At 38.6% G+C, this 25,972-nt stretch carries 23 protein-coding genes and 1 pseudogene; 16 read left to right on the top strand and 8 right to left on the bottom strand.

Annotation, left to right across the window (positions count from 1 at the left end):
- Nucleotides 1-34 precede the first annotated feature (34 nt).
- From PX700_RS15890 to PX700_RS15915, 6 genes and pseudogenes are all read left to right on the top strand, one after another.
- A pseudogene (locus tag PX700_RS15890) lies at nucleotides 35-411 on the top strand (cellulose synthase subunit BcsC-related outer membrane protein); the annotation flags it as partial.
- A gap of 246 nt (nucleotides 412-657) precedes the next feature.
- Complete coding sequence (locus PX700_RS15895) at nucleotides 658-2,151, top strand: peptide MFS transporter (RefSeq protein ID WP_479521231.1); 1,494 nt, start codon at nucleotides 658-660, stop codon at nucleotides 2,149-2,151.
- 889 nt (nucleotides 2,152-3,040) lie between these two features.
- Nucleotides 3,041-4,087, top strand: a complete 1,047-nt coding sequence (gene hppD, locus PX700_RS15900; protein ID WP_479521232.1) for a 4-hydroxyphenylpyruvate dioxygenase — start codon at nucleotides 3,041-3,043, stop codon at nucleotides 4,085-4,087.
- A gap of 136 nt (nucleotides 4,088-4,223) precedes the next feature.
- Entirely contained in the window at nucleotides 4,224-5,537 is a 1,314-nt protein-coding gene (gene fahA, locus PX700_RS15905; RefSeq protein WP_479521233.1) for a fumarylacetoacetase, read from the top strand.
- Between the two features lie 143 nt (nucleotides 5,538-5,680).
- Entirely contained in the window at nucleotides 5,681-6,844 is a 1,164-nt protein-coding gene (locus PX700_RS15910; protein WP_479521234.1) for a M23 family metallopeptidase, read from the top strand.
- Nucleotides 6,834-7,334: a bactofilin family protein gene (locus PX700_RS15915; protein ID WP_479521235.1), complete on the top strand. Its 501-nt coding sequence runs from the start codon at nucleotides 6,834-6,836 to the stop codon at nucleotides 7,332-7,334. The genes PX700_RS15910 and PX700_RS15915 overlap by 11 nt, the downstream gene beginning before the upstream one ends.
- A gap of 1 nt (nucleotide 7,335) precedes the next feature.
- Here the strand turns inward: PX700_RS15915 and PX700_RS15920 are convergent, their stop codons facing one another.
- The gene (locus tag PX700_RS15920; protein WP_479521236.1) at nucleotides 7,336-7,809 is read right to left on the bottom strand and encodes a hotdog fold domain-containing protein; all 474 of its coding nucleotides are present in this window, start codon (nucleotides 7,807-7,809) and stop codon (nucleotides 7,336-7,338) included.
- Nucleotides 7,810-7,994: 185 nt separating this feature from the next.
- On the opposite strand from PX700_RS15920, the gene PX700_RS15925 reads away from it, so the two are divergent.
- Genes PX700_RS15925 through PX700_RS15935 form a run of 3 tightly spaced genes read left to right on the top strand, consistent with a single transcriptional unit; the run spans nucleotide 7,995 to nucleotide 10,338 of the window.
- Nucleotides 7,995-9,194, top strand: a complete 1,200-nt coding sequence (locus PX700_RS15925; protein WP_479521237.1) for a multidrug effflux MFS transporter — start codon at nucleotides 7,995-7,997, stop codon at nucleotides 9,192-9,194.
- Nucleotides 9,191-9,835, top strand: coding sequence for a LysE family translocator (locus PX700_RS15930; RefSeq protein WP_415638335.1), 645 nt, complete (start codon nucleotides 9,191-9,193; stop codon nucleotides 9,833-9,835). Before PX700_RS15925 ends, PX700_RS15930 begins: the two co-directional genes overlap by 4 nt.
- Before the next feature lie 38 nt (nucleotides 9,836-9,873).
- The gene (locus tag PX700_RS15935) at nucleotides 9,874-10,338 is read left to right on the top strand and encodes a methylglyoxal synthase (protein WP_479521238.1); all 465 of its coding nucleotides are present in this window, start codon (nucleotides 9,874-9,876) and stop codon (nucleotides 10,336-10,338) included.
- A gap of 9 nt (nucleotides 10,339-10,347) precedes the next feature.
- On the opposite strand, the gene yegD is transcribed toward PX700_RS15935, so the two are convergent.
- From yegD to PX700_RS15965, 6 genes are all read right to left on the bottom strand, one after another.
- Nucleotides 10,348-11,712 carry a molecular chaperone gene (gene yegD / locus PX700_RS15940; protein ID WP_479521239.1) on the bottom strand — a complete coding sequence of 455 codons (1,365 nt, stop codon included), beginning with the start codon at nucleotides 11,710-11,712 and terminating at the stop codon, nucleotides 10,348-10,350.
- A 62-nt stretch (nucleotides 11,713-11,774) separates the two neighbouring features.
- On the bottom strand, nucleotides 11,775-12,617 hold the full coding sequence (locus PX700_RS15945) for a DNA ligase (RefSeq protein ID WP_479521240.1): 843 nt from the start codon (nucleotides 12,615-12,617) through the stop codon (nucleotides 11,775-11,777).
- A 45-nt stretch (nucleotides 12,618-12,662) separates the two neighbouring features.
- Nucleotides 12,663-13,307, bottom strand: a complete 645-nt coding sequence (locus tag PX700_RS15950) for an HAD family hydrolase (protein ID WP_479521241.1) — start codon at nucleotides 13,305-13,307, stop codon at nucleotides 12,663-12,665.
- A 233-nt stretch (nucleotides 13,308-13,540) separates the two neighbouring features.
- Nucleotides 13,541-13,840, bottom strand: a complete 300-nt coding sequence (locus PX700_RS15955; protein ID WP_007581307.1) for a hypothetical protein — start codon at nucleotides 13,838-13,840, stop codon at nucleotides 13,541-13,543.
- Nucleotides 13,841-13,944: 104 nt separating this feature from the next.
- The gene (locus PX700_RS15960; protein WP_479521242.1) at nucleotides 13,945-16,215 is read right to left on the bottom strand and encodes a TonB-dependent receptor; all 2,271 of its coding nucleotides are present in this window, start codon (nucleotides 16,213-16,215) and stop codon (nucleotides 13,945-13,947) included.
- 420 nt (nucleotides 16,216-16,635) lie between these two features.
- The gene (locus PX700_RS15965; RefSeq protein WP_415638330.1) at nucleotides 16,636-17,496 is read right to left on the bottom strand and encodes a mechanosensitive ion channel family protein; all 861 of its coding nucleotides are present in this window, start codon (nucleotides 17,494-17,496) and stop codon (nucleotides 16,636-16,638) included.
- A gap of 201 nt (nucleotides 17,497-17,697) precedes the next feature.
- On the opposite strand from PX700_RS15965, the gene PX700_RS15970 reads away from it, so the two are divergent.
- From PX700_RS15970 to PX700_RS15990, 5 genes are all read left to right on the top strand, one after another.
- Nucleotides 17,698-17,904: a hypothetical protein gene (locus PX700_RS15970; protein WP_058547334.1), complete on the top strand. Its 207-nt coding sequence runs from the start codon at nucleotides 17,698-17,700 to the stop codon at nucleotides 17,902-17,904.
- 213 nt (nucleotides 17,905-18,117) lie between these two features.
- Complete coding sequence (locus tag PX700_RS15975) at nucleotides 18,118-20,253, top strand: M3 family metallopeptidase (RefSeq protein WP_479521243.1); 2,136 nt, start codon at nucleotides 18,118-18,120, stop codon at nucleotides 20,251-20,253.
- 138 nt (nucleotides 20,254-20,391) lie between these two features.
- Nucleotides 20,392-21,237 (top strand): carboxylate/amino acid/amine transporter, encoded by an 846-nt coding sequence (locus tag PX700_RS15980; RefSeq protein WP_415638328.1) that lies wholly within the window; start codon nucleotides 20,392-20,394, stop codon nucleotides 21,235-21,237.
- Nucleotides 21,238-21,311: 74 nt separating this feature from the next.
- A complete protein-coding gene (locus PX700_RS15985) occupies nucleotides 21,312-22,643 on the top strand; it encodes a glycerophosphodiester phosphodiesterase family protein (RefSeq protein WP_479521244.1) in 1,332 nt (443 codons plus the stop codon).
- A gap of 80 nt (nucleotides 22,644-22,723) precedes the next feature.
- Complete coding sequence (locus PX700_RS15990) at nucleotides 22,724-23,458, top strand: dienelactone hydrolase family protein (RefSeq protein ID WP_479521245.1); 735 nt, start codon at nucleotides 22,724-22,726, stop codon at nucleotides 23,456-23,458.
- Nucleotides 23,459-23,471: 13 nt separating this feature from the next.
- On the opposite strand, the gene PX700_RS15995 is transcribed toward PX700_RS15990, so the two are convergent.
- Nucleotides 23,472-24,395, bottom strand: coding sequence for a LysR family transcriptional regulator (locus PX700_RS15995; protein ID WP_479521246.1), 924 nt, complete (start codon nucleotides 24,393-24,395; stop codon nucleotides 23,472-23,474).
- Nucleotides 24,396-24,552: 157 nt separating this feature from the next.
- Here PX700_RS15995 and PX700_RS16000 point away from each other — a divergent pair, with 157 nt between their 5' ends.
- The gene (locus PX700_RS16000) at nucleotides 24,553-25,236 is read left to right on the top strand and encodes a type 1 glutamine amidotransferase domain-containing protein (RefSeq protein ID WP_165721308.1); all 684 of its coding nucleotides are present in this window, start codon (nucleotides 24,553-24,555) and stop codon (nucleotides 25,234-25,236) included.
- 115 nt (nucleotides 25,237-25,351) lie between these two features.
- Nucleotides 25,352-25,933 (top strand): rhomboid family intramembrane serine protease, encoded by a 582-nt coding sequence (locus PX700_RS16005; RefSeq protein ID WP_479521247.1) that lies wholly within the window; start codon nucleotides 25,352-25,354, stop codon nucleotides 25,931-25,933.
- Nucleotides 25,934-25,972: the final 39 nt, after the last annotated feature.

Raw genomic sequence — 25,972 nt, forward strand, 5'->3', positions numbered from 1 at the left:
AGCGCATGTTTGCATTTATGCTGCGTTATCGCCTACTTATGACGCGTGTTGGGGCGATGATTTTGTTTATCGATTAAAAGCAGGTGTTTCATACTCGCAAACAAAAACTCAATCTATTGACTTTTCCCCTAACGATGGCGATTTGCAAATAGCTGCATATGATAGAGAGTCAATAACAGGTGTTGACCCTGTTTTTGAAGGTGAAACAAGTTCTGGTATTTCATACAATCTTGAAGGTAGTTTTGAGTACAGAATAACGCCACATTGGTTTTTTGGTGGTTACTTAGCGATTGATCGTTCTGACTTTTACGAACCCAATTTTGGTCAGCTTTATATATGTTATTGCTTTAATCCTGTTTACGTAACACTGAGTTCCCGGGTACTCCTATTGTTCCTTATGCTGAGTTTTAACTTGGTATAAGCTGATACACTGCGAATACTTCCCCTAGCACTAAGGTATATGTATACTTGAGCGCAATTGTAACTAGGATAAGGGTGTGTCTCTTACCTTGTGGTGTTACTGCCATATAGCAAATCATTATCTTAGCTACAAATAATATACTGATGGTCGAGCATTTTAGTATGTCTAAATACTAAGATAGCTAAAGCAAAAAATTATAAGGCCATCATAACAATACTTAAAGTTAGGAAGTAAATATGAGTTCAGCTCCAGATAGTGGCTGGTTTGGCCACCCTAAAGGACTTTCAACATTGTTCTTCACTGAAATGTGGGAACGAATGAGTTATTACGGTATGCGAGCTATGCTCGTATTATTTATGACAGCAAGCTTACAAGAAGAAGGTCTGGCCTTTACTGTTGCATCTGCTGCTGCAATCTATGGCTTATACACAGGCGCAGTATACTTTTTAGGGTTACCAGGTGGTTGGTTAGCTGATAGGTTATTCGGCGGTCAAAAAGCAGTGTGGTATGGCGGCATAATTATTATGATTGGCCACATTATTTTGGCTATCCCACATGATTATTCTTTCTTTATTGGTTTAATATTTGTAGCAACAGGTACTGGTTTGCTAAAACCAAATATCAGTGCAATGGTTGGCCAACTTTACAGTGATGCTGATGAGCGTCGTGATGGTGGTTACGCTATTTATTACATGGGTATTAACTTAGGCTCTTTAATTGGTTACTACGTATGTGGTTACTTTATGGAAAACGTAGGTTGGCACTGGGCGTTTGGTGCAGCAGCTGTTGGTATGGCTATTGGTTTGGTGCAGTATAAACGCTCACTTAATAATTTACCTGAGCATAGTGCTTTACCAGCTAATCCATTAGGCCCAAAAGGCACTTCACGCGCTTGGGCTAGTATTGCTGCATTTATAATTGCTGCAGCTGCAGTTACTACAGCGGCAATGACCGGCGCAATTGTAATCAACCCAACAGTGGTTGCAGGCTATGTTGCTGTTGTATTCACGATTATCTTTTTTGTTTATTTTGGTGTTATTTACTTTACAGGTAAATTAACAGATGCTGAAAAACAAAGAATGTGGGCACTATTTTTAGTCTGTATTGCTTCTGCATGTTTTTGGTCTGGCTTTGAACAAGCGGGTTCATCATTAAACTTATTTGCACGCGATTATACTGACCGTCTTATTGGTACTTTTGAAATCCCAACAACGTGGTTTCAATCATTAAATTCACTATTTATTATTGCCTTATCGCCATTTTTTGCAGCACTTTGGATTAACTTATCTAAAAGCTTAGTATCACCTAGCTACAGCGTTAAGTGTGCAATTGGTTTAATTATCATGGCATCAGGCTTTTTAGTTATGTTTATGGCAGCTCATTACGCAGCTGAAGGCTTAAAAGTAGCGCCTTACTGGCTTGTTACTACGTACTTTTTACATACTGTGGGTGAGCTTTGTTTAAGCCCGGTAGCGTTAAGTGCAGTAAGCAAGTTATCACCTAGACGTTACACAGGTCAAATGATGGGTGTATTTGTATTAACTTACTCAATCGGTAATATTATTGCAGGTTTACTTGCTGGTAATTTCGATCCGAATAATGTTGATGAAATTCCTAACTTATACTTACAAATTGCATTATTTAGCATTGGTGTTGGTGTTGTTTTAGTACTAATAACTTTTAAAGCTAAAGTATGGGAAAAACAAGGGTTAGAAGAGAAAGTCTCTTAATTGTTATTTATTTTTAATATAACAACATAACCTAAACATTCCTCCATAGCGTCTATGGGGGAATTTTTTTTATTCAACTTTCCCCGCACACACTCTCGTTAACCGATATTCTGCCCTAATAAAACTTGCCTATGTTGCAGGCTTACCTGCTCGTTTGGACTACCAAGAGCAATATTCAGCCGCATTAAAGTATTCTATAATCAAACAGCAAACCAAACGCCTCATACATTATTTATGAGTGGTGGTTATGGCCAACTTATTTTTCAGGGGGAGTTATTTTGATACTGCTGATCTGGAGAAATGCCACTTTGTAGTATTTGTGATCTGCACAGCACCAATAATTGGCGTATTTGAAGTTATATTTTAATAACGAAATAACCAAGCGTTAGACGATTAATAAAGCAGTACTTTTACTTACTGATAATAACTACAAAAAAGTACCCTGTTATTTAAATGCTCCACTTTATACTGGGCATGCCATGATCCAAGATGAAATTAAAAATAAGCTCCTTCACAAAAAAGTTAACCTTTAGATAGAGCTGCGAGACAAATTTTTTGGTGGCCTCCTCAAAGCGTAAACAATTAAGTACAAAACAGCTTTTGTTTGTTCATTTCCAAAGGGAGCTTTATTCAAGTGATTTTTTATTTTTATTTTTTAAAAACAATGAGTTAAAAGAGTTATTCGTTATTCAAGTCTATTGCATGTTACTTCATCTCTCTTAACTGTATTACAAACACGTAACTTTGTAATAACCGTCCTATTAAATTTACACACACCGCATTTACTAAATAGTGTTCTCCTCTTCCCCAAATCAAAAATCTGGTTGATTATCTACTGCAATATGACAACAACACATAATCGCAGTGCTTAATTGCGGGAGTAATAATAATGAGTGAAGTAAATAACTATTTAGGTTTAGTCGGTATTGAATTTACCGAGTACGCAACACCTGATGCTGATTATATGGATAAAGTATTTACTGATTTTGGCTTCTCTAAGCTTAAAAAATTCAAAGGTAAAGACATTGTTTATTACAACCAAAACGATATTCATTTTTTACTGAATAACGAGCGTGAAGGTTTTTCTGCCGAATTTGCTAAAAGCCATGGTCCTGCTATTTGTTCAATGGGTTGGCGTGTTGAGAATGCGCAAAAAGCATTTGATACAGCAGTGGAACGTGGTGCGAAACCAGCCACTGATTCAACACATAAAAACATGCCTTACCCTGCAATTTATGGCATTGGCGACAGCCTAATTTACTTTATTGAAAATTTTGGCGACAAAGGCACTATTTACGAAAGTGATTTTGAAGATTTAGAAACGCAAAATGTTGTAGAAGATAAAGGCTTTATCCGAATCGATCATTTAACTAATAACGTTTATAAAGGCACCATGGAAAAATGGGCTAACTTTTATAAAGACGTATTTGGTTTTACAGAAGTACGCTACTTTGACATTAAAGGTCAAAAAACAGCGCTTATTTCGTATGCACTTAAATCCCCTTGTGGCACCTTCTCTATCCCAATTAATGAAGGTAAAGGAAACGATAATAACCAAATTGATGAATACCTTGGCGAATACAACGGCCCAGGCGTTCAGCATTTAGCGTTTTTAACAGATGATTTAGTAAGCTCTCTTGATAAGCTTGATAAATCAACAATCGCTACTTTGGATATTATTCCAGAGTACTACGACACTATCTTTGACCGTGTGCCGTGGGTTGCTGAAGATAAAGAAAAGATTCGTCAACATCAAATACTTGTAGATAGCCAAAGTGAGAATTGTTACTTATTACAAATCTTCTCTAAAAACTTATTTGGTCCAATCTTTATAGAAATGATCCAACGCGTTGATGATGGTGGCTTTGGTGAAGGTAACTTCCAAGCATTATTTGAATCAATCGAACGCGACCAAGAGCGTCGCGGCGTTTTATAAAATATTTGAGTAAATTAAAAGCAGCGAACTTCGCTGCTTTTTGTCGTTTTAATATTTAAAAAGTATTGCGCCAAGTACAAGTATGATTAAATAAACTATACCTTGTCGCCATACAGTAAAATCCAAAGGAAATGTAATGAGCCTAATTAACGAAACCCATGATATTAATTTAACCAGTTGGGTAGAGTCAGCTAATGTTGATAATTGTGACTTCCCTATTCAAAACTTACCGTTTGCAGAGTTTCGTCGTAAAGGCTCTGATGAAGCCTTTCGTGGTGGTGTTGCAATTGGCGAGCAAGTAATTGATTTAGCAAAACTGAGCAAATTAAACGTTTTAACAGGTGATGCTAAAACAGCCGCTGATGCAGCAAGTGAAGCAACCCTAAATACATTTATGGGTTTAGGGGAGCAGTATTGGTCAGCACTTCGTTTAGCGCTTTCAAAAGCACTACGAACAGGCTCTGAGCACCAACAAGCACTTAGCGATACACTTGTTGCACAATCTGATATAGAGTTTTCACTACCTTGTCGCATCGGTGATTACACCGACTTTTACACCTCTATTTACCATGCAACAGCCGTGGGCAGTTTATTTCGCCCTGATAACCCATTACTACCTAACTATAAATGGGTACCTATTGGTTATCATGGTCGTTCTTCTTCAATTGGCGTATCGGGTCAAACATTTCATCGCCCTAAAGGTCAAACTAAAGCGCCAGATGCAGAAGTACCGTCATTTGGCCCGTGTAAGCGCCTTGATTACGAACTAGAAGTAGGTATTTACTTAGGTAAAGGTAATGCACTGGGCGATGCAATTGCGATTGAAAATGCAGAAAACCACGTATTTGGCTTTTGTGTATTTAACGATTGGTCTGCACGTGATTTACAAGCATGGGAATACCAACCGCTTGGTCCATTTTTAGCTAAAAACTTTGCCTCAACTGTATCACCTTGGATTGTTACAACCGAAGCGTTAGCACCTTATAGAACAAGCTGGACACGTGATGAGAGCGATCCACAACCAATGGACTATCTAGAATCAAATGCTAACCGTGAGCAAGGTGCTTTTGATATTCAAATGGATGTGAAAATTCAAACGCAAAAAATGCGCAGCGAAGGTCATAACCCTACACGCGTATCAACATCTAGCTTTAAGCACTCTTACTGGACTGTGGCACAAATGGTTACTCACCACACAGTAAATGGCTGTAACTTTATGCCAGGTGACATGTTAGGCTCGGGCACTCAGTCTGGTCCAACGCACGAAGAAGCGGGCTCTTTACTTGAGCTTTCTCGTGGCGGCAAAGAAAAAATCACGTTAAGCAATGGCGAACAACGTAGCTTTTTAGAAGATGGCGATAACGTTATTATGCGTGGCTGGTGTGAAAAAGAAGGCTATGTACGTATAGGTTTTGGCTCAGTAGAGAGCACGGTACTGCCTACAAAATAATACGTTTTAATAAATTAAATATAAAAGGGCTACACACTAAAAGCAGCCCTTTTTTATTAATTTTCGAATAGTTACAATTTTTCTCTGGCTTTTTAATCTCAAATTGCTATCTTAATTCGGTTAATAGCCAATGTTTATATGCCATGTCATTATTTATAAAGTCTTTTTATCATAAATTTTTCCCAGCTCGTCAGCTACTTATTCGTCAAAATGGCGAAGTTAAGCATGTTGTTTTAGCACCTTGGTTTCAACTTCTTGTAGCATTGCTTATTTTAGTCACTTTCACTTGGCTGAGTATTTCGAGCTATCGTGTTTACACACAAACAAATAAAATTACTGATATAGAACAAAGTCAAATAAATAAACAAACACTTTGGCAACAAAAAGCCTCTGAACAACATGCCCTTCAAGCTACGCAGTTAGAACAACTTGCAGTACTTGAGCAAAAACAAGCGCTGCTACAGAGCATGATAGAATCTCTTCCAAATTCGATTAGTAAAGATGCAATTAAATTTGATGAGGAACTTCAATCACCAATTAATGAAAGTAGCGGTGAGTTTCATGAGCCGTTAATCGATGAAAATAAAAAAGATAAACAAGTACAATCAATAAGCCCAATTACATTTACAGAAAGATCTGTTCGTTTAAATAACTATTACGAACAAAATTTTACTCTTTTAGGTAGTCAGATAAAAGAACGACACGAAGCTATTTTATCTATGGTTAAAGGTGCAGGTCTTGAGTCGGCACTTGAACAGCATTTAATATTAAGTGCACAAGTCACAGCACAAGGTGGTCCGCTTGATGTATTTGACGAAACTAAAATTCCAAGCCACTTTTTAGCCATTGTTGATAAATTGTTAGTATTAAATAATTTAGAGAACTTTTTAACTGAGCTGCCAAATACACTTCCTTTGGTTAATGCTAAATATTATATTTCGAGTAATTTTGGGCTCAGAAAAGATCCAATGAATAGTAATCATGCCTTTCATAAAGGAGTTGATTTAGCCGGTTGGCATAAAACCGAGATATTTGCCCCAGCAGACGCTGTAGTCCTTAGAGCTGGTCGCAACGGCGGTTATGGTAACTTTATTGAGCTTGAACATAAAAATGGCTTAGTAACACGATTTGGTCATTTAAATAAAATCAAAGTTAAAAAAGGGCAGCTGATCACTAAACACGACGTAATTGGTCTAATGGGTAGCACCGGTCGAAGTACAGGTACTCATTTGCACTACGAAGTATTACTTAATGGCAAGCAAGTCAATCCTCTAAAAATAACAAAGGCGTTTTCTAGTGTTCAGTAAAAAAAAGCAAAAAATAGATAATTCATCTTCAAATAACTCACCTTTAAAAAAGACTAATCAAACACCCTCTATCATTTCTGAAGATGTACGTATGACTGGTACTTTAATCAGCCAAGGAGAAGTGCAGCTAGATGGTCGTATAGATGGTGATATTAAAGCTGAACATTTAGTTATAGGTTCTACTGGGGTTGTTGAAGGCATTGTTGAAGCTAAAAGTGTTGTTGTAAAAGGCAAAATTATTGGCACCTTAAATGCCAGTGAAGTAAAAATTCAGCATACGGCACATGTAAATGGCGATGTATTACATGATACGTTGAGTATTGATGCTGGTGCAGTTATTGAAGGCAGCTTAAAGCAGCGCTTTGAAAAAGAAAACGTTGAATTGATTAATGATAAATCTAAGCCTGTAAGTGAGGTTAAAGTATTGCTTAAAGAAGATGATGCTAGTGGTTTATCTTTTACTAATAAGAAAGCTGTAGAGAAAAAGTAAGTTACTTTTTCTCTGTAATATACATTGTAATATCGGCAGTGAAAACAAGTTCATTGCGGGTATTATAAAGTTTAACGGGTACTACTAAGTCCTCTTTATCAACCCATTTATGTGGTAAATCAATTTCAGCGATTGCAGTCACATCAGTATCTACTTTTGCTAAGTAGCGAACAGTCATCCCTTTTGGGATCCAACGATGGGTTTTAACTGGCACTGTTGCATCAACCATTACACCCGCACACAACTCAGCTAAGTTACACTGCGCAATAGCATGAATAGTTCCAATATGGTTATGAACGCTGCGACGATTTTTAACCACTGCGCTACAATGCCCTTCTCGAAGGTCAAGTACGTAAGGTTTCATAGAGCCAAAGTATGGCGCTTTAAAGCAAACAGCTTTAGTGAAAAGCCAATTCCCAAAAGGTAGGCGCTTAAATTTATGCCATGTTTGTACAAGTGCAGATTTATTACTCATTATTATTTTTTCCATCAACAGTTACTTTTTTCAAATTAACACATCAGACCAGTTTTAAAAAGCGCATTTATACTGTCTTTTTAGTTCAATCCAATCAAAAAATAAGAATGACGGTGTATGTTGGGGCCATAAGCCCTTTCTTTTTTACGAGTGCCCACCTAAAATACTCAGCAAAAGGAGACTCAATGCAAACACAGCCCGCTAAACCAAATATGACTTTATTACTTATCTTAGCGTTACTCGTTATATTTTGCCCTATGGCAATCGATATTTACTTACCCGCTTTTCCAACTATTGCAGAACAATTTGCAGTAACAGAACAACAAGTACAGCAAACCGTTGCTATTTTTATGCTAACAGTGGGTTTAGGCCAGTTAATTGCGGGGCCTTTAGCTGATAAATTTGGCCGAAAACCAGTGGCTATAGTGGGTATAAGTTTATATGCAGGCTCAGCATTACTTGCCTATTACTCACCTTCTTTTGAAATATTGATGATTGCACGTGCGCTTCAAGGTTTTGGCGCTTGTGCCACATTTGTTGTTGCATTTGCGATAGTGCGTGACAAATATGGTAGTGAACGAAGCGGACAAATGATCACTTACCTTAACGGAATTGTGTGCTTTATTCCGGCAATAGCGCCTATTTTAGGGGCATGGCTCACCGTACAATTTGGCTGGCGTATGAACTTTTTATTTTTAACCGCGTTTGCCATTTTGGGCCTTATTGTTACCCTATTCTTTTTTAGAGAAACTCGCCCTGCCGATAGCCATTATCAGGGCCATATTTTAGATTTACGTCGTTTTACACCGATTATTAAAACACCAATATTTTTGTTTAATAGTCTAATTTGTATGGTCGCCATGTCGGCTATATTAGTGTACGTAACGCTCGCTCCAGGCTGGCTCATTACACATTTAGGCGGCACAGTAGCCGACTTTACTTTTTGGTTTACGCTAAATGCCGTAATAAGTATTGTCGCAAGTTTTATATTACCAACGTACATTAAACGAAATAGCCAGCGCGCTTTGCGTGTAGGCGTAAGTATACTGGTTTTCTCAGGATTATTAATGCTCGCGCTTAGCGGTATAGAAACTGCATTTGCGCTTATGTTACCTATTTTAATTGCAGCATTAGGCTTTGCTTTAAGTTTAGGGTCGGCTGCAGGTATGGCTCTATCTAGCTTTCCTAAACAAGCAGGCACAGCCTCTGCGCTACTCGGTGCAATGCAAATGAGTGGCGCTAGCATATTGGTAGTATTGACCCAGTATTTAGGGCTAAGCACACCATGGCTAATTGCTTTTCACTTATTATTACTAGCTCCGCTTTGGTTTATTTTAATGAGCAAAAAAGCCCATACTTTGCATCCAACTAGCAGAACACAATGATCAACCCTGACTTTTTAGCTTCTTTTTTATTGGCTAGTTTTTTAATGGCAGTAGCGCCTGGGCCATCTAATGCATTTTTGATGGCACAAACCTTTGCAAATGGTCGACGCGCTGGTATGCAAAGTGCCTTTGGTTTTGCATTAGGTGGCGTTGTTCATACTTTTTTTGCAGTGATTGGTTTAAGCGCCGTATTAAAAGCATCACCCACAGCCTATAGCGCCGTGCAGTATGCGGGTGCAGCTTATTTGTGTTACCTAGGCTTAATGATGATCAAGAGCACATTAAAGCACTCTAAATCTACAGCCGACTCTGCCAGTGAAAGCAAACCGCATATTAGTACCAGTAAAAAAAGTAATGTCATGTTTCAAGCCATGATGACTGAGGTACTAAATCCTAAAGTAGCGTTATTTTTTATTGCATTTATTCCGCAGTTTGTAGATCCCACGCTTTCATCGGCTACTTTCCAGCTCGCCTTTTTTGGTTTGCTTTACCCTATTTTTGCTTTTCCGATTGACTGCACGTATATTTATTTTGGCGACAAAATTGCGCAGTTTTTTAGACGTAACCCAAATAGCCAACTTTGGATTGATAGGATCACCGGTATTGTTTTTATTGCCCTTGCTATCAATCTATTATTTTAACTAACCAAAACAGTGGTTAACTAATAAAAAGAATCAGCATGGAACAAAAAACACAATCTCTTCCCGCGCAAAAGAATATTGCATTAGTTGCACACGACGGTAAAAAAGCAGCATTAAAAATATGGTGTGAAAAGCATAAAGACATATTAAGCAAACACACTTTATATGGCACCGGTACTACGGGGCATTTAATCCAAAAAACCACAGGGCTTGATATAGTCCAACTTTTAAGTGGCCCAATGGGCGGCGATCAGCAACTTGGCGCTAAAATAGCGGAGCATGAAATACATGTTTTGATATTTTTTTGGGACCCATTAGCTTCGCAGCCTCATGATCCTGATGTTAAAGCACTGCTACGTTTAGCAGCGGTTTGGAATATTCCGGTGGCGTGTAATGAAGTAAGCGCCGATATGTTATTGAGCTCACCGCTTATGGACGTAGAGCTTGAGCGGACATTGCCAGATTACGAAAAATACCTCGCAACCCGACAAATAGATCTTTAAATTTTTAAGCTACTTATAAAGCATGCTGGCCCATTTAGTCAGGCCAGCAGTTACACTACCAAAGTGATCCCCGTTAACCATTTTAATATCACCTAAATGTTCACTTAAAGCTGCTTTAATCAATGGTGATTGTGCACTACCACCTGTTAAGTAAATAACGTCTGGCGTAGTTGCAGCATCGCTAATAGCTTGTTTTGCTAAGGTCACTATTTGGCTAATACTGCTCTCTACGGCAACACTTAAGTCGCTCACCGATACATTTTTATTCAGCCCATTATCTAAAAAGCTTAAATCACAATCAAATGTACTTGTAGATGAAAGTGCTATTTTAGCCGCTTCACCTTGTTGAACTAACTGATGGCCTTGCTTGTTTTGTTGTAAATGTATTAAACGCTTATAAAGTTCAGGTGCACTTACATCACGTAATTGTGCATTTAGCTCACGAGTATGACTTTCGCTATAAAATTGGCTTTGTAAGTTTACATCGTTAATTTTACACGCTTGCCAAAATGCTTGATTTGGTAATGGTAAGCCCGACTTAAACGTACTGCCTAAACCCAGTAATGGCATTAAACCATGATAGCTCAATGCAATATCTAAATCGTTTCCGCCAACACGTTTACCACTGTGTGATAAAAAATCGCTATCGCGTTGACTACTTCCTCTAAAGCTTGGGCCCATTTGTACAAACGAGCAGTCACTTGTACCACCACCAATATCAATAACGAGTACTTTTTGATCGTGTGTTAAATCACTCTCGTAGTCGATACCAGCAGCTAACGGCTCGTATAAAAACTCTACGTCTTTAAAGCCTGCGCGTTTAGCTGCGCGTTCTAAAATACCTACCGCTTGTTGGTTTGATTGCTCGCCACCCACAGCCTGAAAGTTTACTGGGCGGCCAATCACTGTTTGTGTGAGGGTTTTACCTAGAGAGAGCTCAGCACGTTGCTTTATTTTTAGAATCATCGCTGTTGCGATATCTTCAAAAAAGTTGATTTGACCTTGTTTAAGGCCCGTTGCGCCAAAAAATGATTTAGGAGACTTAACAAAGTACCCTTCTTCAGGAAACTGTACATACTCGCTAATTGCTTCACGGCCAATAAATAGGGTTTCATCTGAAGGTTGTAAATCAAGATCTGATTTAATTCGAGGCAAGGTATTTAATAATGCTTGGCGCTGCGTTAAAAAATCACGCTCATAAGCTGTGCCATGTAAATGTTTAGCAACAAAGTCAACAACCAAGGCGCTGTGATGAGTGTAAAGTGTAGATGGTAAGTAATGTTTTCCTTGCTCTAGCGGTACTAATTGAACATTACCCTCGCTCATCACACCCATAGCACAATTAGAACTACCGTAATCAAAACCTACAAACATACTTCACCACACATTACCAAAAAGGCCGCGCAATTTAGCACACTTTGTAAAAATTATAAATGCTATAAACTCTCTCTTACTCGTAAAACACTAGCAAAACGCGGTAAACCATTTTTTGTTAAACCATGAAATCGGTACGTGACAATACTTCCTATGGCTGGTGGGTTTTTACGTTCTTCATCACTAAACCCTGTACCAATAGAAAACACCTGCTCTTGTGCTGTTTTTACCCTTAATGCGCCTAACATACCTTGGTATTTACCCTTGCCTGGTAAGTGCGCAATCACAACTGCTTCCGCATCTAAATAAGGCTTTAATTTTAGTAAGGCATTGCTTCGCCCATCACTGTGTTTAGCGCTTGCTAAATGAAGCATTACGCCCTCGCCTCCCTGCTTAGTTATTTTTTTAAAGTAAGCAGTGAGCTGTTCGTTATTAGTAAAACTGTATTGCGCCACAGCGCTAATATTCGGCGAGTTTAGGCTAGTAATAAGTTCATTATAGTTTTTATAACGAGAGTTAAAAGGTAGGTTTTCATCAGGCATATCGAATACTTTATAAGTGATAGTTTGCCAATCATGATTGTTAGGGATTTTAGTTCTGACTATGCCACTAAGCTCAGAAAAGTGCTGACGTTTGGTCCACAACTCACCATCAAGCCATATATTTGGCAATGGCGCTGTAAACCAAGTTGGTGCATTAATAATATTTCCTTTGCGAGTAACAAACTGCGTGCCGGTCCATATGGCTCTTACACCATCATATTTCTCGCTGACTAAATACTTACTTACATCGTAATGTTTAGTTTCATCATATACTTTCGCTAATAAAACAGACGGCTGTGCTGCACTTATGCATTGCGTAAAAAGTATTACAGTAATAAAAAGTAGATGTTTGATAGTAAACATTAGCGCATCCAAGCAAGTCAAAGTTGGCTTAAACTATAGTTGAGATTACACCCATTGCCAAAACTCATCTAAGTTGCTCATTTGATACGTCGCTTTGCTAAAGTCATGCCCTTGAGTATGGCTATTGGCAATGGCTACAACACGCAATAAGGCGTTATTGGCAGCCGTAACGCCGGTAAATGTATCCTCAACAGCAATTGCATTGCCTGCCTGTATATTTATCTGCTCAAGCGCCAATAAATATGGGTCTCCTGCTGGTTTAGGATTAGTTACATCGTCTTTTGTTACTACCGTGTCAAACAGCTCATAAAAGCCTAAACCTTTAAGTATTGGCATGGCTTCACTTTTAGCACTGCCTGTTACTAGCGCCATTTTTAAGCCACTCGCCTTTACAGCTTTCAACGTTTGCTCAGTAAACGGCATCAGTGGTGGTAAATGTGTTATTACATATTCGCCAAACAAGCGGTATTTTTCATCCGCTAAAAACTGTGCGCTTACTGATAAGTTATGCTCTTGCTTAATTTCTATTGCAGCTTCTAAAGTAGGCCGTCCTGAAAAGCGCTGACAAAAATCACTTTCTAAATAACTAACACCATAAGGCTTAAGTAGTTGACTCCAACATACAAAATGCATGCTTTCTGAATCAACTAATGTGCCATCCATATCAAATAATACTGCTTGTAATGTCATCCTCACTCCTTATACCAACCTGCATAAATCTTTGATCAATTTAACGAATTAAATTGCACTATAACGTCGTTAAAAATTTTTTATTTAGAACAACTAGATACAAAAACTTTTGCCTAGTTCTAGCGTAATTTTCTTAACGTTAAATAGACCCCATATATAAGCAGATTGGTATTATTTAACCTAAGCTAAATTTTGACAATAAAAAAGGCGCCTAAGCGCCTTTATTAATACTATTACTGAGTCAAACCTGCTGGTGGCTCACCCGTTGCTTCTTCACCCGTATCAACATCAACAAGCTCATAGCCACGCGTTTTGCGCATAACTTTAAGTACAGGTTTTTCAAATGCTGTTTTTAAACGATCTGAGTCATCTTTCAACTCATCAAGTGTTGTACCAAAAGGGGCTGCGCCTGTTTCTGACCAGTTAGTTACTTTACCATTTAGGTTATATTCTACTTCGTGTATTTGATATTGCGCTGCTTCGTCTTTCGTTGCTTCACAAAAAATTACACGGTAATTCCAAAATCCAGCCATTTTCTTATCTCTTTAAATTAATTAACGCTACTTTACCAGCTTTATAAAAACATAAAAGCCTGCACAAGGCAGGCTTTTAAAAATTAATACATTTAGGTTAACGTTTAGAAAAAGTTAACTTTAAATTCAGCACCAACATAGCGCTCTTCATTAACAATACCTGTATTGTTATTAAAGTCTACTGCACCAATAACTTGTTGCTCGTCAAATAAGTTACGAACAAAAGCGGCTACTTCGTATTCATAATCACCTTCAGACCATGTGTAACCTGTACGCAAACCTGTTTCAATAAGCTCTTTACCTTCAAACTCTACTGATTCGTAAAGGAACATATTGATTTTACTGCGATAAGAAATATCACCGCTAGCGAAGAAGTTACCATCGGCTAATTCTTTAGTGTAGCGAAGCGTAAAGTTAGAGATCCACTCAGGAGCATGCGGTAAGCTATTACCATCAAGTATTGCAAAGCCTGAATTATTAATTGGATCAGTCACGTTTAATGTGTCACGGTCAGGTACTGGTATTGATATACTGTCATCTTTTATTTCAGTTTTATTGTAGCTTAAGTTAAATGTTGCATTAAACTCATCACTTAGTACCCACTGTGTGTCTAGCTCGAAGCCGTAGCCCGTTGTTTTGTCTGCATTGATTAAGCTACTAGAATTAGTATCACCACCTACAGCAGTCAATTGTTGATCGCTCATTGTGTAGTAGAACACAGTTGCATTAACGCGACCTTGTCCGTCTAACACGTCTGATTTAATACCCGTTTCGTACGATGTTACTGTTTCTGATTCAGCTGTTGTAACTTCTTCACTGAACAAAATACGCCCTTGTAAGCTTGGTGCACGGAATGTGTTTGCTACACGTCCGTACCAGTTAACATCATCGTTTACTTTGTAGTTTGCAGATAAATCCCAACTTACATGGCTATCGCTTACGTTTTCAGGAATAGTTTTTGGACCAGCGCCAATTGGGCTAAGTGTACGATCAGCTACAAAATCTTTTTCATCATCTGAATAACGAAGTCCCGCTGTTACTTTTAAATCATCAGATACGACATAATCTACAGAGCCAAATACTGCCCATGCTGTTGTATCTTGTTGCTGACGAACAAAGCCATTTAAAACACCATCATTTGAAGTGTCATAACTAAAGTTTTCAATTGTTAGCTCTTCATCAAAGTAAAATACACCTACTTGATAATTTAAATCACCATCAAAGTTACTAGATAAGCGTAGCTCTTGCGTTAACTGGTCGTGATCTGGAATGCCATCAGCACTTTCATTAGAAAATGGGATAAAATCAGGTCCCATAGCAACAGGTACATCATCTATTGAAAAGCCGCCGTAGCCACCATCGATATCGGCACGCGAATATATTTCAGCACTTTCCCATGCGGAGATAGACGTGATTGTGTGGTTTTTAAGTTCCCACTCAAGCTTTAAGCTTGCACCTTCCGATTCTACTTGTTGAGTAGAACGAGATGCTGCATCTTGATAAACAACATCACTTTCGTAGTTGTCTACAAGCTCATTAGTACCTGGTTTAATTACGTTTGCACGAAAGGCAATTGGCGAGCCATCTAAATCACGTGTGTGGTAATTTAATAAAGCAGTAAAATCATCGCCTTCATATAAAAACTGAACGCGTGCCGCTTTTTCAGTGTAACCACCTTGCTCGTCTTTAGCTTCAAAGCCTGGAGCTTGGTTATCAATGTAATCGTCTTTATCTTGCCATAATAATGAAACACGAGCAGATAAGCGGTCAGTTAAAGCACCACCTACAGCACCACTTGTGTCTACAGCGCCACGGCTACCATATGAAACAGAGCCATAGCCATCAAATTCTTGGCTTGGTTTAACAGTATCAAACTTAACAAGGCCAGCTGGCGTATTACGCCCAAATAAAGTTCCCTGTGGTCCACGTAATACTTCTACGCGTTCAACATCAAATACTGGGAAGCCTTTTAAAATTGCATTTTCTTGAACGACTTCATCAACAACAAGTGATACTGGTTGTGATGCATTCAAATCGAAATCGGTATTACCTAAACCACGAACGTAAAAGCGTGGGAATGAACGACCAAATGAAGATTCAATAGATAAACTTGGAATTTTCGCATTTAAAAAACGAATGTCCATACCAGCTGAGCTATACGCATCAAGGTTATCACCTTGAAGTGCAGAGACTGCTACAGGTACTTCTTGAGCGTTTTCTACGCGTTTACGAGCTGTTACTTGAATAACTTCTAGTTGATTACTTTTTTTAACTGCTTCTTGTGCAGCTAAAGAAGAAAATGAAGTACCTGCTACTGCAGAGAACAACGTTGCATTGATTAGGGTAGCTAACGTAGATCTTTTCATTGCTTTCATGTTGGGTTTAACCTTTTTTGTGCACTCTTGTTCAACGGTTTTTTGTGTTGCGCAATGTATTCATTGCGGGCTCGTTCAATTTTTCGCGACTTGCGTCATGCGCGCGGACCTTATTACCGAGAGTACAAAAACGATGTTATAAGGCTGAACGAACGATGAAGATTATATCATTATGTGACAACTTTACTGCATAAATATAGACATAAGCAGAAACTTTTTTGCAACATTTAACTACAAAATCGCGTGTTTTTACCACTATTTAGATGAAAAACCCTCTTAATGCGGACATATGTCCTTTATTGGGTTTGATGAAATGAAGTAGGAAGAAGGGATTGTTTTACATGTTAACCTAAAATAGAAACACCTCCTTTTGTATAAAAAGTCGCCCGCGAGCGACTTCCAATAGTGACTGTACTTGGATTATGGGCGCTTAATTGCAATTTGACCATCGATATGAATATCACGCTGGGGGAAAGCAATAACAACATCATGCTCTTCAAATACAGCGTAAATACTAAAGCGAATATCACTGCGCACTTTTCTAAGCATGGTTTCAGACTCGGCACATACCCAAAAAATAGCATTAAAGACGAGCGAGCTATCTGCAAAGTCATCAAACAATACCGACGATTTTGGATTAGTCAAAATAGCCTCATGGTCATCAAGTACTTGCTGAATTAACTTTTTAACCAGCAGCACGTCTGATCCGTATGCAACGCCTACACTTACCGATGATCGTGCATTACCATCAATCAGTGTCCAATTTGTTACTGTATTCTCCAATAACTGACTATTTGGGATAAGCATATGAACGCCATCGTTACGGCGAATACGTGTAGAGCGTGTATTAATCGTCTCTACCACGCCTTTTGCATTGCCCACTTCTAAAAAGTCGCCAATACGTATTGGTCTCTCCCACATTAATATCCATCCACTAATGAAGTTATTAATTATATTTTGCGCACCAAAGCCTACGCCAATAGCTATCGCACCTGACACAAAAGCAAATGCAGTCAGCGGAATGTTTAACACCTCTAATGAGGTAAAAATTAAAACGGCGATACTTAAAATAAAGTAAATTCGGGTAAATAAATGCACGGCATCTTGGCTTAATTTTTTTGCCAATAACGTTTTTGTTATTAGCTTGCCAACGCGCGTAACAATAAACCAAATAGCGAAAAGTATTAAAGGCACTTGAATAATTTTTGCTACGGTAATGTGTACATCGCTGTAACTAAATACAACAAAGGCAAGAATTTGGTTTATGTGTTCTAAGGTCATTTATTTTCCAAAACAAGCAAAGGAGCGCTTTAAATTTAAATCACTGTAAAGTAAAAGCGGTTCAGTGTTGGGTAAGTTTAGCAGTCATAATATAACTAAAACGCCAAGTTAATAAGTTCAATATACTTTTTATGAACAATTTATTAACTCTTTATTGCACCGAGTGCTATATAAATAGTGTACAAGCACTGGAGATCACATATGACACAACTTACCTTAAATCAAAGACTCGCTACTTTGCAGCCGCAGGTAGATTTAAAATTGTTTGAAAGCAGCCTAGATTATCGAAATAAAGTTTTATGCTTGCTAGCCGAACAAGAGCAAACTCTAGCAACTATTAATAAAGAGTTTGGACAGCAATCTAATAGCTTTGGCTCAGAAAGAAAATTTGTTCTTGGTTATAATTAACCGCCTTTAAAACACACAATCGTATAATTAAGTAGCTCTTACGTTTACTTTTAGAGCTACTTTTACCTCCCTTAAAGCTAAATATTAGCTAATTTGCGTTAAAATCCCCCTTAATACCGATAAACTTTATTGTATAAACCCCAAAATTTGATAAGTTAACTAGGTTTTTCGACTCGCAAAGCCTATTCCGGCTAATCTTTCTATGGAGTTATTATGCGTAAAACCCTGATCGCCACTACTATTGCTAGTGCTTTAATATTATCTGCCTGTTCATCTAACGATACACAAAACATGGCAAAAGAAGGCGCAGCACAAGTGCAAGACATGAACGCAAACAATGTTTTATTTAAGCCAAGCCCATTGCAATATATGGCACCAGAATTTGATAAATTTGGTACAAAAGATTACGAGGCAGGCTTTGATGCAGGTATTGCACAGCACACGGCACAAGTACAAGCTATTGCTAACAACCCTGCTCCAGCTACATTTGAAAACACATTAGTTAAAATGGAGTTGTCAGGTGAGCTATTAAATCGCGTATCAACTGCGTTTTTTAATTTATCGGGTTTAATATCAGATGACGAATACCAGCGCATAAGTAAAAAAATGGCGCCTGTATTATCTGCTCACTCAGATGATATTTACCTAAATGGTGCTTTATTTAAGCGCGTACAAACAATTTACGATAACCAAGATAAATTGAACGCTGAAGATCAACGCCTTGTTGATTTTTACTACAAGCAGTTTGTAAAAGCAGGTGCTAAATTAAACGATGCTGAGAAAGCTAAAATGCGTGAAATTAACTCAGAGCTAGCTCAGCTATCTACTGCGTTTTCACAAAACATTTTAAAATCGTTTAAAGAAGACGTTATTGTAGTTACAGATAAAAGTGAATTAGCGGGTCTTTCTGAAGGTGAAATTGCAGGACTTGCAGCCTCGGCTAAAAAAGCGGGCAAAGACGGCTACATGATCACTTTGGTAAATACAACGCAACAACCTATTTTATCAAGCCTTGAAAACCGCGACCTACGTGAGCGTATTTTTAAAGCCTCTGCAAACCGTGCAGCAAAAACTAACGGCCCTATCATTATTAAAGAAACCAACCTACGCGCTCAAAAAGCAGAGCTTTTAGGCTACAAAGATTGGGCTTCTTATGTAATGACTTCGCGCATGGCACAAACAACTGATAACGTCTACGGCATCCTTGATGACCTTGCACCAAAAGCAGTTGAAAAAGCTAAAATTGAAGCTGCAGCAATTCAAAAAGTAATTAACGATTCAGGTGAGAGCTTTGAGCTTAAACCATGGGATTGGACTTTTTATGCTGAAAAAGTACGTGCAGAAAAGTACAACTTAGATCCAGCATTAGTTAAACCATACTTTGAAATGCAATCGGTTATTCACGATGGTTTATTCTTTGCTATGAACAAACTATACGGTATTACGTTTAAAGAACGTAAAGACCTACCTGTTTATCATGAAGATGTAACTGCGTACGAAGTATTTAACACTGACGGCAGCGCTATTGGCTTATTTTACATGGACCCATATGCACGTGAAGGTAAGCGTGGCGGTGCATGGATGAGTGCATACGTAAGCCAAAGTGGCCTAGCTGGTACTAAGCCAGTTATTTACAACGCACAAAACATTCCAAAACCAGCTGCAGGCGAGCCAACGTTAATGACGTTTGACGAAGTGTCTACAATGTTCCATGAGTTTGGTCATGCTGCGCATGGTTTATTCTCAGATGTTAAATACCCAAGTCTAGCGGGTACTGCAACGGCGCGTGACTTTGTTGAATTTCCGTCACAAGCAAACGAAGACTGGATGATTGAACCAACTGTACTTGCTAACTACGCTAAGCACTACAAAACAGGTGAGCCAATTCCAAAAGAGCTACTTAATAAAGTTCTAGAATCGCAAAAATTCAACCAAGGTTATGGCACTACTGAGTATTTAGCCGCTGCACTGCTTGATATGGAATGGCATTCATTTGGTTCTGATAAAAAGATTACTGACGTTCAAAAATTTGAGCAAGACGCGCTAGAAAAACACGGTATTGCTTACTACCCTGTTCCACCGCGTTACAAATCAAACTTCTTTAGTCACACATTTGCAGGTGGTTATTCAGCGGGTTACTACGCATACCTTTGGACTGAAGTGTTTGCAGCAGATGCCTTTGCGCATATGGAAAATAACGGCGGCTTAACACGTAAAAATGGTGATAAGTTCCGTAAAGAAATCCTATCAAAAGGTAACAGCCGCGACTTAATGCAAAGTTACATTGAGTTTAGAGGTCAAAAACCAACAACCGACGCATTACTTAAGCGCCGTGGTTTGGTCGAATAATTAATAACTTAGTTGAGTAATTAGTAACATAGTTTATTAATTTTAGACTTTATAAAAGCCCGCTTGCGGGCTTTTATTGTTTATACATCAATTTATAACAGATAAACTGCTGCCATTAATTATTTAAAGACGACAGCTATGCGGTACTTATTTGCAGTAACTTTACTTTGGGCATTTTCATTTAGTTTAATTGGCGTGTATTTAGCCGGCCAGGTTGATGCATGGTTTAGTGTGTTAATTCGCATAGCACTAGCCACTCTGGTATTTTTACCATTTTTAAAACTTAAAACAACGCCTAAACCTTTAGCCTTAAAGCTTATGCTGATTGGCGCTGTACAGCTTGGTATTATGTACAGTTTTTATTACCACTCATTTTTATTTTTAACCGTACCCGAAGTACTGCTATTTACAGTAATGACCCCTATTTACATCACTTTATTAAACGATGCATTGAATAAACAGTTTAACCCACGCTTTTTTATAGTCGCGCTTATTGCCGTAATCGGTGCAATTACCATTCGTTATGAAAACCTAAATAACAACTTCATAATCGGATTATTGCTCGTTCAAGGCGCTAATATCAGTTTTGCTGTAGGTCAAGTGACCTATAAACGCTTAATGATGAACAACCAGCTTGATGATAAAACCGTATTTGGGTGGTTTTTTATAGGCGCACTTATTATTGCCACAATTTGTTATGCGTTATTTGGTAATTCGAGCAAATTACCAAGCACTTCTACACAGTGGGGCATACTGGTTTATTTAGGAATCGTTGCATCAGGCCTTGGCTACTTTATGTGGAATAAAGGCGCAACGCTTGTCAACGTTGGAGCTTTAGCCGTAATGAATAACTTACTTATTCCGGCTGGTATTATAGTTAATGTCCTTATATGGAATAGAGACGCGGATATAGTTAGGCTAAGTATTGGAGCTGCTATAATGTTAGGTGCATTAATAGTGAATCAAATTATTAATAAAAAGTAAATTAATAAGCTTGTAGCTAAATTGTCATTAATAATCATTAAGGTAGTACAAATTTTACTTTTTAAGGATAAATAATGAAGCGTATTACCTTACTTACAAGCTGTATATTGTTAGCCACACTTGCAGGCTGCGATGACGATGTAAAAATAGTAGAAAAAGAAGTGGTTGTTACCAACACCGAAGTTGAGGTTGTTGAAGTTCCTACGCCTGTTATTGTAGAAGTACCAAATGGTAACGCGCCAGATATTCAACTAGGCACTCGTCCATATTATTTAGTCAATGATATGAGCGACAGCGCTTTAAAAACACAATTAGAGTCGTGCAAAGAAGGCCCCTTTTACCGTACTGACTTTTCAATTGGTCATCGCGGTGCGTCAATGCAATATCCTGAACACACTAAAGAAGCTTACATTGCAGCAGCTAGAATGGGCGCAGGTATTGTTGAATGCGATGTTACTTTTACAAACGACAAAGAGCTTGTATGCCGCCACTCTCAATGCGACTTACACACCACAACCAATATTTTGGCCATTCCAGAACTTGCAGCCAAATGCAGTGTCCCTTTTACACCCGCAGACCCTGCTAATGATATTGCCGCTTCAGCTAAATGCTGTACCAGTGATATAAGCTTAGCGGAGTTTTTAACCCTTGAAGGTAAAATGGATGGTGCAAACACAAATGCAACCACCGTTGCCGATTACATGGATGGTACGCCCAATTGGCGCACTGACTTATATGCGACCCAAGGGACATTAATGACTCATAAGCAAAGTATTGCATTGTTTAATGAGATGGGCGTAAAAATGACCCCAGAACTTAAATCGCCGCAAGTAAGTATGCCATTTAATGGAATGACCCAAGAGCAATACGCGCAAAAAATGCTAGACGAGTACACACAAATGGGCGTGCCAGCCTCAAAAGTTTATCCGCAATCGTTTAATCTTAATGACGTAAAATACTGGATTAATACCAACCCTGATTTTGCAGATAAAAGCGTATACCTAGATGGTCGCGACAGCGAAGCAGGATTTGATCCAAGTAACCCGCAAACATGGCAACCGAGTATGGATGAACTTGTTGCCGATGGCGTTAAAATTTTAGCCCCTCCTATTTGGATGATGCTAACAATAGACAGCGAAAGTAATATTGTGCCATCGCAATACGCAATTGACGCTAAAACGGCAGGATTAGAGCTTATTGCATGGAGCCTTGAACGCTCAGGACCACTTAATGAAGGCGGCGGCTATTATTATCAATCAATCGCTGATGTGATAGATAACGATGGCGATATGATGACGGTAGTTGATGTACTCGCAAAAGACGTAGGGGTAATGGCTATATTTTCAGATTGGCCGGCTACCGTAAGTTATTACGCTAGTTGTAATAAAATGCCTGCAAGTATTTAAAAATGCCCACAAAAGTCGTTTATTTTATCGCGCTCAGTTACCATATCATTATATATAATTTTATTTAACTGAGCGCCTTTATGATAATCCAACAACATAATGCTGACTTGCCAACACCTACAGGCTTAATGCGAACAACCGTATATCGCCCACAAGCGCAAGGGCAATTCCCTACTGTTATTTTTTACTCTGAGATTTTTCAGCAAACCGCCCCTATTGCACGCAGCGCCACTATTTTAGCAAGTCATGGCTTTGTAGTATTAGTGCCTGAAGTGTTTCACGAGCTAAACCCTATAGGTACTGTGCTTGCTTACGATGATGCAGGTAAAGATAAAGGCAATGCCGACAAGTGGGCAAAGCCACTTGAACATCATGATAGCGACACTCAAGCCATGATCGACTTTATAAAACAACAAAGCTATTGCACAGGTACAGTAGGCGCAATGGGCGTATGTATTGGCGGGCATTTAGCTTATAGAGCAGCGCTAAATCCTGACACTAAAGCGGCATTTTGTTTATACGCTACAGACATTCACAGCGATACATTGCCTGCACAAGCTGGCAATAACTCATTTGAGCGCATGGCTGACATACAAGGTGAAATTCACTTTATATGGGGCAAACAAGATCCCCACGTACCGCAAGAAGGTCGTACTAAAATTTATCAACAAGCTGTTGCCTCGGGGATAAATTACCAATGGCAAGAAGTTAATGCGCAGCATGCTTTTATGCGCGATGAAGGCGAGCGATACGATGCAGCCCTTGCCATTAACATGTACCAGCAAGCGGTGGCACTATTTAATCGAACTTTATAAAAGCATTATATTATTAAAAACTTTTAAGCATACCTAAGGCGGTATGCTGTTTTACAAAATAAGCTTTTAAATAATCAATAAACAACCGTAATTTTTTAGAGCCCGCAGCCCCTGGTGGAAATACGCCGTATAGCTCAATGTCTTTACTTTTATAATCATCTAATACTATTTCTAATAACCCAGCTTGCACTTTTGGCCATGCATCATAAAGCGGAATACGGCCAATGCCATGTCCCGCTTCGACAAAAGCGGTACGCGCAGCGGCGTTATTAGTACTTAAACCACCTTGCATTATGATGTCGTGTTTTTTTCCATCTTTTTGAAGTGTTAATGTTTTACTACCCAATTGATAAACCACCCATTGATGCTCTGCTAATTCTAAAGGCGTTTTAGGTTTGCCAAAATGGGTAAAGTAATCCGGCGCACCACAAATACAGGTGCTCATTGTCGTCAGCTTGGTTGCTTGCAAGTTGGAGTCACTCAATGCAACCCCTCTAATTGCAAAATCAAATCCATTTTTAATAATATCAACCACATCGTCAGTAAGCTGTAAGTCTATTTTAATTTTAGGGTATTGGCGCTTAAACGTATTTATTGCGGGCACAATTAGCTGCATTCCCACATTCACAGGGCAGCTAATTTTAAGTAAACCTTGTGGCTCACTCTTTATATTTTCTATTTGCTGATTAGCTGCATTAGCTTGTTCGGTAATTATTCTACAACGCTCATAATAAGCAATACCCGCCTCAGTCAGCGCCATGGTACGAGTTGAGCGATTTAATAAAGTAATTTCAAGCTGCGTTTCTAACTTTTTTAAATGATAACTGGCTACGGCTCGCGTAAGTCCTAGCTGTTTAGCGGCAGCAGTTAAACTGCCCTGCTCTACTATTTGGGCAAATACGACCATACTTTTTAACTGCTCAAACGACACTTTCATAAACGCTCCGTAGCATATTTTAAATTCAACCTTTCTATTGTATCAATTATTAAACCAATAAAGTTGAATTTATCATCGTTGTTTAAACCGCTGTTAGTGCATATAGTAATTGGTAAGCAAGACTTACTAATTTAAATCATCAGAAGGAATATATTCAATGTCTAAAAAAATACTTATGGTTCTTACATCTCACGCAGAACTTGGTAACACTGGCGAAAAAACAGGTTTTTGGGTAGAAGAATTTGCAGCCCCTTATTATGCATTTGTTGATGCAGGTGTTGAGGTAACACTAGCGTCTCCAGCGGGCGGTCAACCACCGATTGATCCAACAAGCACACTTTCTGATTTTCAAACAGATGCAACTAAACGTTACGACGCAGATAGCGCAGCACAAACACTAATGGCAAATACTAAAGTGTTGAGTGAAGTAAAATCTAGCGATTTTGACGCGGTATTTTACCCAGGTGGTCACGGTCCATTATGGGATTTGGTTGATAACACCGATTCAATTTCACTTATCGAAAGCTTTGTAAAAGAGCAAAAACCTGTTGCAGCGGTATGTCATGCAAGTGCAGCGTTTTTGAATGTTAAAGATGCCGATGGCAATGCGCTAGTAGCTGGTAAAAAAGTAACTGGCTTTACTAACTCTGAAGAAGCTGCAGTACAGCTTACCGATATCGTGCCATTTTTAGTGGAAGACGAGTTAATTAAAAAAGGTGGTGACTATCAAAAAACTGACGACTGGGGTGTATTAGCACTAGTAGATGGTTTAGTAATTACCGGCCAAAACCCAGCAAGCTCTGAACTAGCAGCTAAAAAACTATTAACTAAGTTAGGTTAATTGGGATTAATTAGTAAGAAAGCACAGCGTTTTTGCGCTGTGCTTTTTTAATTGCTTTTCATTAGCAAATACAATTCCTATACTGGCAACTCTTAAAGTCAATTAGGGCGATTATATGGCAACCAAGCCAACCACACAGTCATTACTAACCAGTACACGTTTTGCAATTTTTAGTGTTGTTGTTCTTTGCTTCGTACTACAGGTGATCAATAGCCTTCCTGGTATAAACCTAAATGGTTTAGGTATATATCCACGCAGTATCCAAGGCTTAATTGGCATACTATGCGCACCTTTTTTACATGGTAGCTGGTGGCACTTCGCCAGTAATATGATCCCATTTGTGGTGTTAAGTTGGCTAATTTGTCAGTACAGCGTAAAACGTTTCTATAATGTATTTATTTTTACTGCTTTAGTGGGCGGGTTGTTAGTTTGGGCATTTGGCCGAAGTAACATACATGTTGGTTTAAGCGGCGTTATATATGGCCTGTGGGGCTTTATTCTATGCTACGGCTTAGTAAGACGCTCATTAAAATCAATTATAATTGCTGTTGTAGTGGCTGTACTTTATAGCGGTTTCATTTGGGGTGTACTACCACAGCGTTATCATGTTTCGTTCGAAAGCCATTTATTTGGTGCTCTAAGCGGGTTCTTTTTAGGTTATAGATTAGCAAAAGCCGACAAATTAAAAGGTCGGTAAATTAAATACTTAGCATTGCCTTTAATTAATTTTTAATGG

This window comes from Pseudoalteromonas sp. TP27, assembly GCF_056470645.1.

Coding starts and splice junctions, on each gene's coding strand:
- PX700_RS15995 (WP_479521246.1), bottom strand. CDS start 24,395: ATGAAAGTGTCGTTTGAGCAGTTAAAAAGTATGGTCGTATTTGCCCAA.
- PX700_RS15955 (WP_007581307.1), bottom strand. CDS start 13,840: ATGGCTGGATTTTGGAATTACCGTGTAATTTTTTGTGAAGCAACGAAA.
- fahA (WP_479521233.1), top strand. CDS start 4,224: ATGAGCCTAATTAACGAAACCCATGATATTAATTTAACCAGTTGGGTA.
- PX700_RS15935 (WP_479521238.1), top strand. CDS start 9,874: ATGGAACAAAAAACACAATCTCTTCCCGCGCAAAAGAATATTGCATTA.
- PX700_RS15920 (WP_479521236.1), bottom strand. CDS start 7,809: ATGAGTAATAAATCTGCACTTGTACAAACATGGCATAAATTTAAGCGC.
- PX700_RS15980 (WP_415638328.1), top strand. CDS start 20,392: ATGCGGTACTTATTTGCAGTAACTTTACTTTGGGCATTTTCATTTAGT.
- PX700_RS15925 (WP_479521237.1), top strand. CDS start 7,995: ATGCAAACACAGCCCGCTAAACCAAATATGACTTTATTACTTATCTTA.
- yegD (WP_479521239.1), bottom strand. CDS start 11,712: ATGTTTGTAGGTTTTGATTACGGTAGTTCTAATTGTGCTATGGGTGTG.
- PX700_RS15930 (WP_415638335.1), top strand. CDS start 9,191: ATGATCAACCCTGACTTTTTAGCTTCTTTTTTATTGGCTAGTTTTTTA.
- PX700_RS15910 (WP_479521234.1), top strand. CDS start 5,681: ATGTCATTATTTATAAAGTCTTTTTATCATAAATTTTTCCCAGCTCGT.
- PX700_RS15950 (WP_479521241.1), bottom strand. CDS start 13,307: ATGACATTACAAGCAGTATTATTTGATATGGATGGCACATTAGTTGAT.
- PX700_RS15960 (WP_479521242.1), bottom strand. CDS start 16,215: ATGAAAGCAATGAAAAGATCTACGTTAGCTACCCTAATCAATGCAACG.
- PX700_RS15985 (WP_479521244.1), top strand. CDS start 21,312: ATGAAGCGTATTACCTTACTTACAAGCTGTATATTGTTAGCCACACTT.
- PX700_RS15975 (WP_479521243.1), top strand. CDS start 18,118: ATGCGTAAAACCCTGATCGCCACTACTATTGCTAGTGCTTTAATATTA.
- PX700_RS15895 (WP_479521231.1), top strand. CDS start 658: ATGAGTTCAGCTCCAGATAGTGGCTGGTTTGGCCACCCTAAAGGACTT.
- PX700_RS16005 (WP_479521247.1), top strand. CDS start 25,352: ATGGCAACCAAGCCAACCACACAGTCATTACTAACCAGTACACGTTTT.
- PX700_RS15970 (WP_058547334.1), top strand. CDS start 17,698: ATGACACAACTTACCTTAAATCAAAGACTCGCTACTTTGCAGCCGCAG.
- PX700_RS15945 (WP_479521240.1), bottom strand. CDS start 12,617: ATGTTTACTATCAAACATCTACTTTTTATTACTGTAATACTTTTTACG.
- hppD (WP_479521232.1), top strand. CDS start 3,041: ATGAGTGAAGTAAATAACTATTTAGGTTTAGTCGGTATTGAATTTACC.
- PX700_RS15965 (WP_415638330.1), bottom strand. CDS start 17,496: ATGACCTTAGAACACATAAACCAAATTCTTGCCTTTGTTGTATTTAGT.
- PX700_RS16000 (WP_165721308.1), top strand. CDS start 24,553: ATGTCTAAAAAAATACTTATGGTTCTTACATCTCACGCAGAACTTGGT.
- PX700_RS15990 (WP_479521245.1), top strand. CDS start 22,724: ATGATAATCCAACAACATAATGCTGACTTGCCAACACCTACAGGCTTA.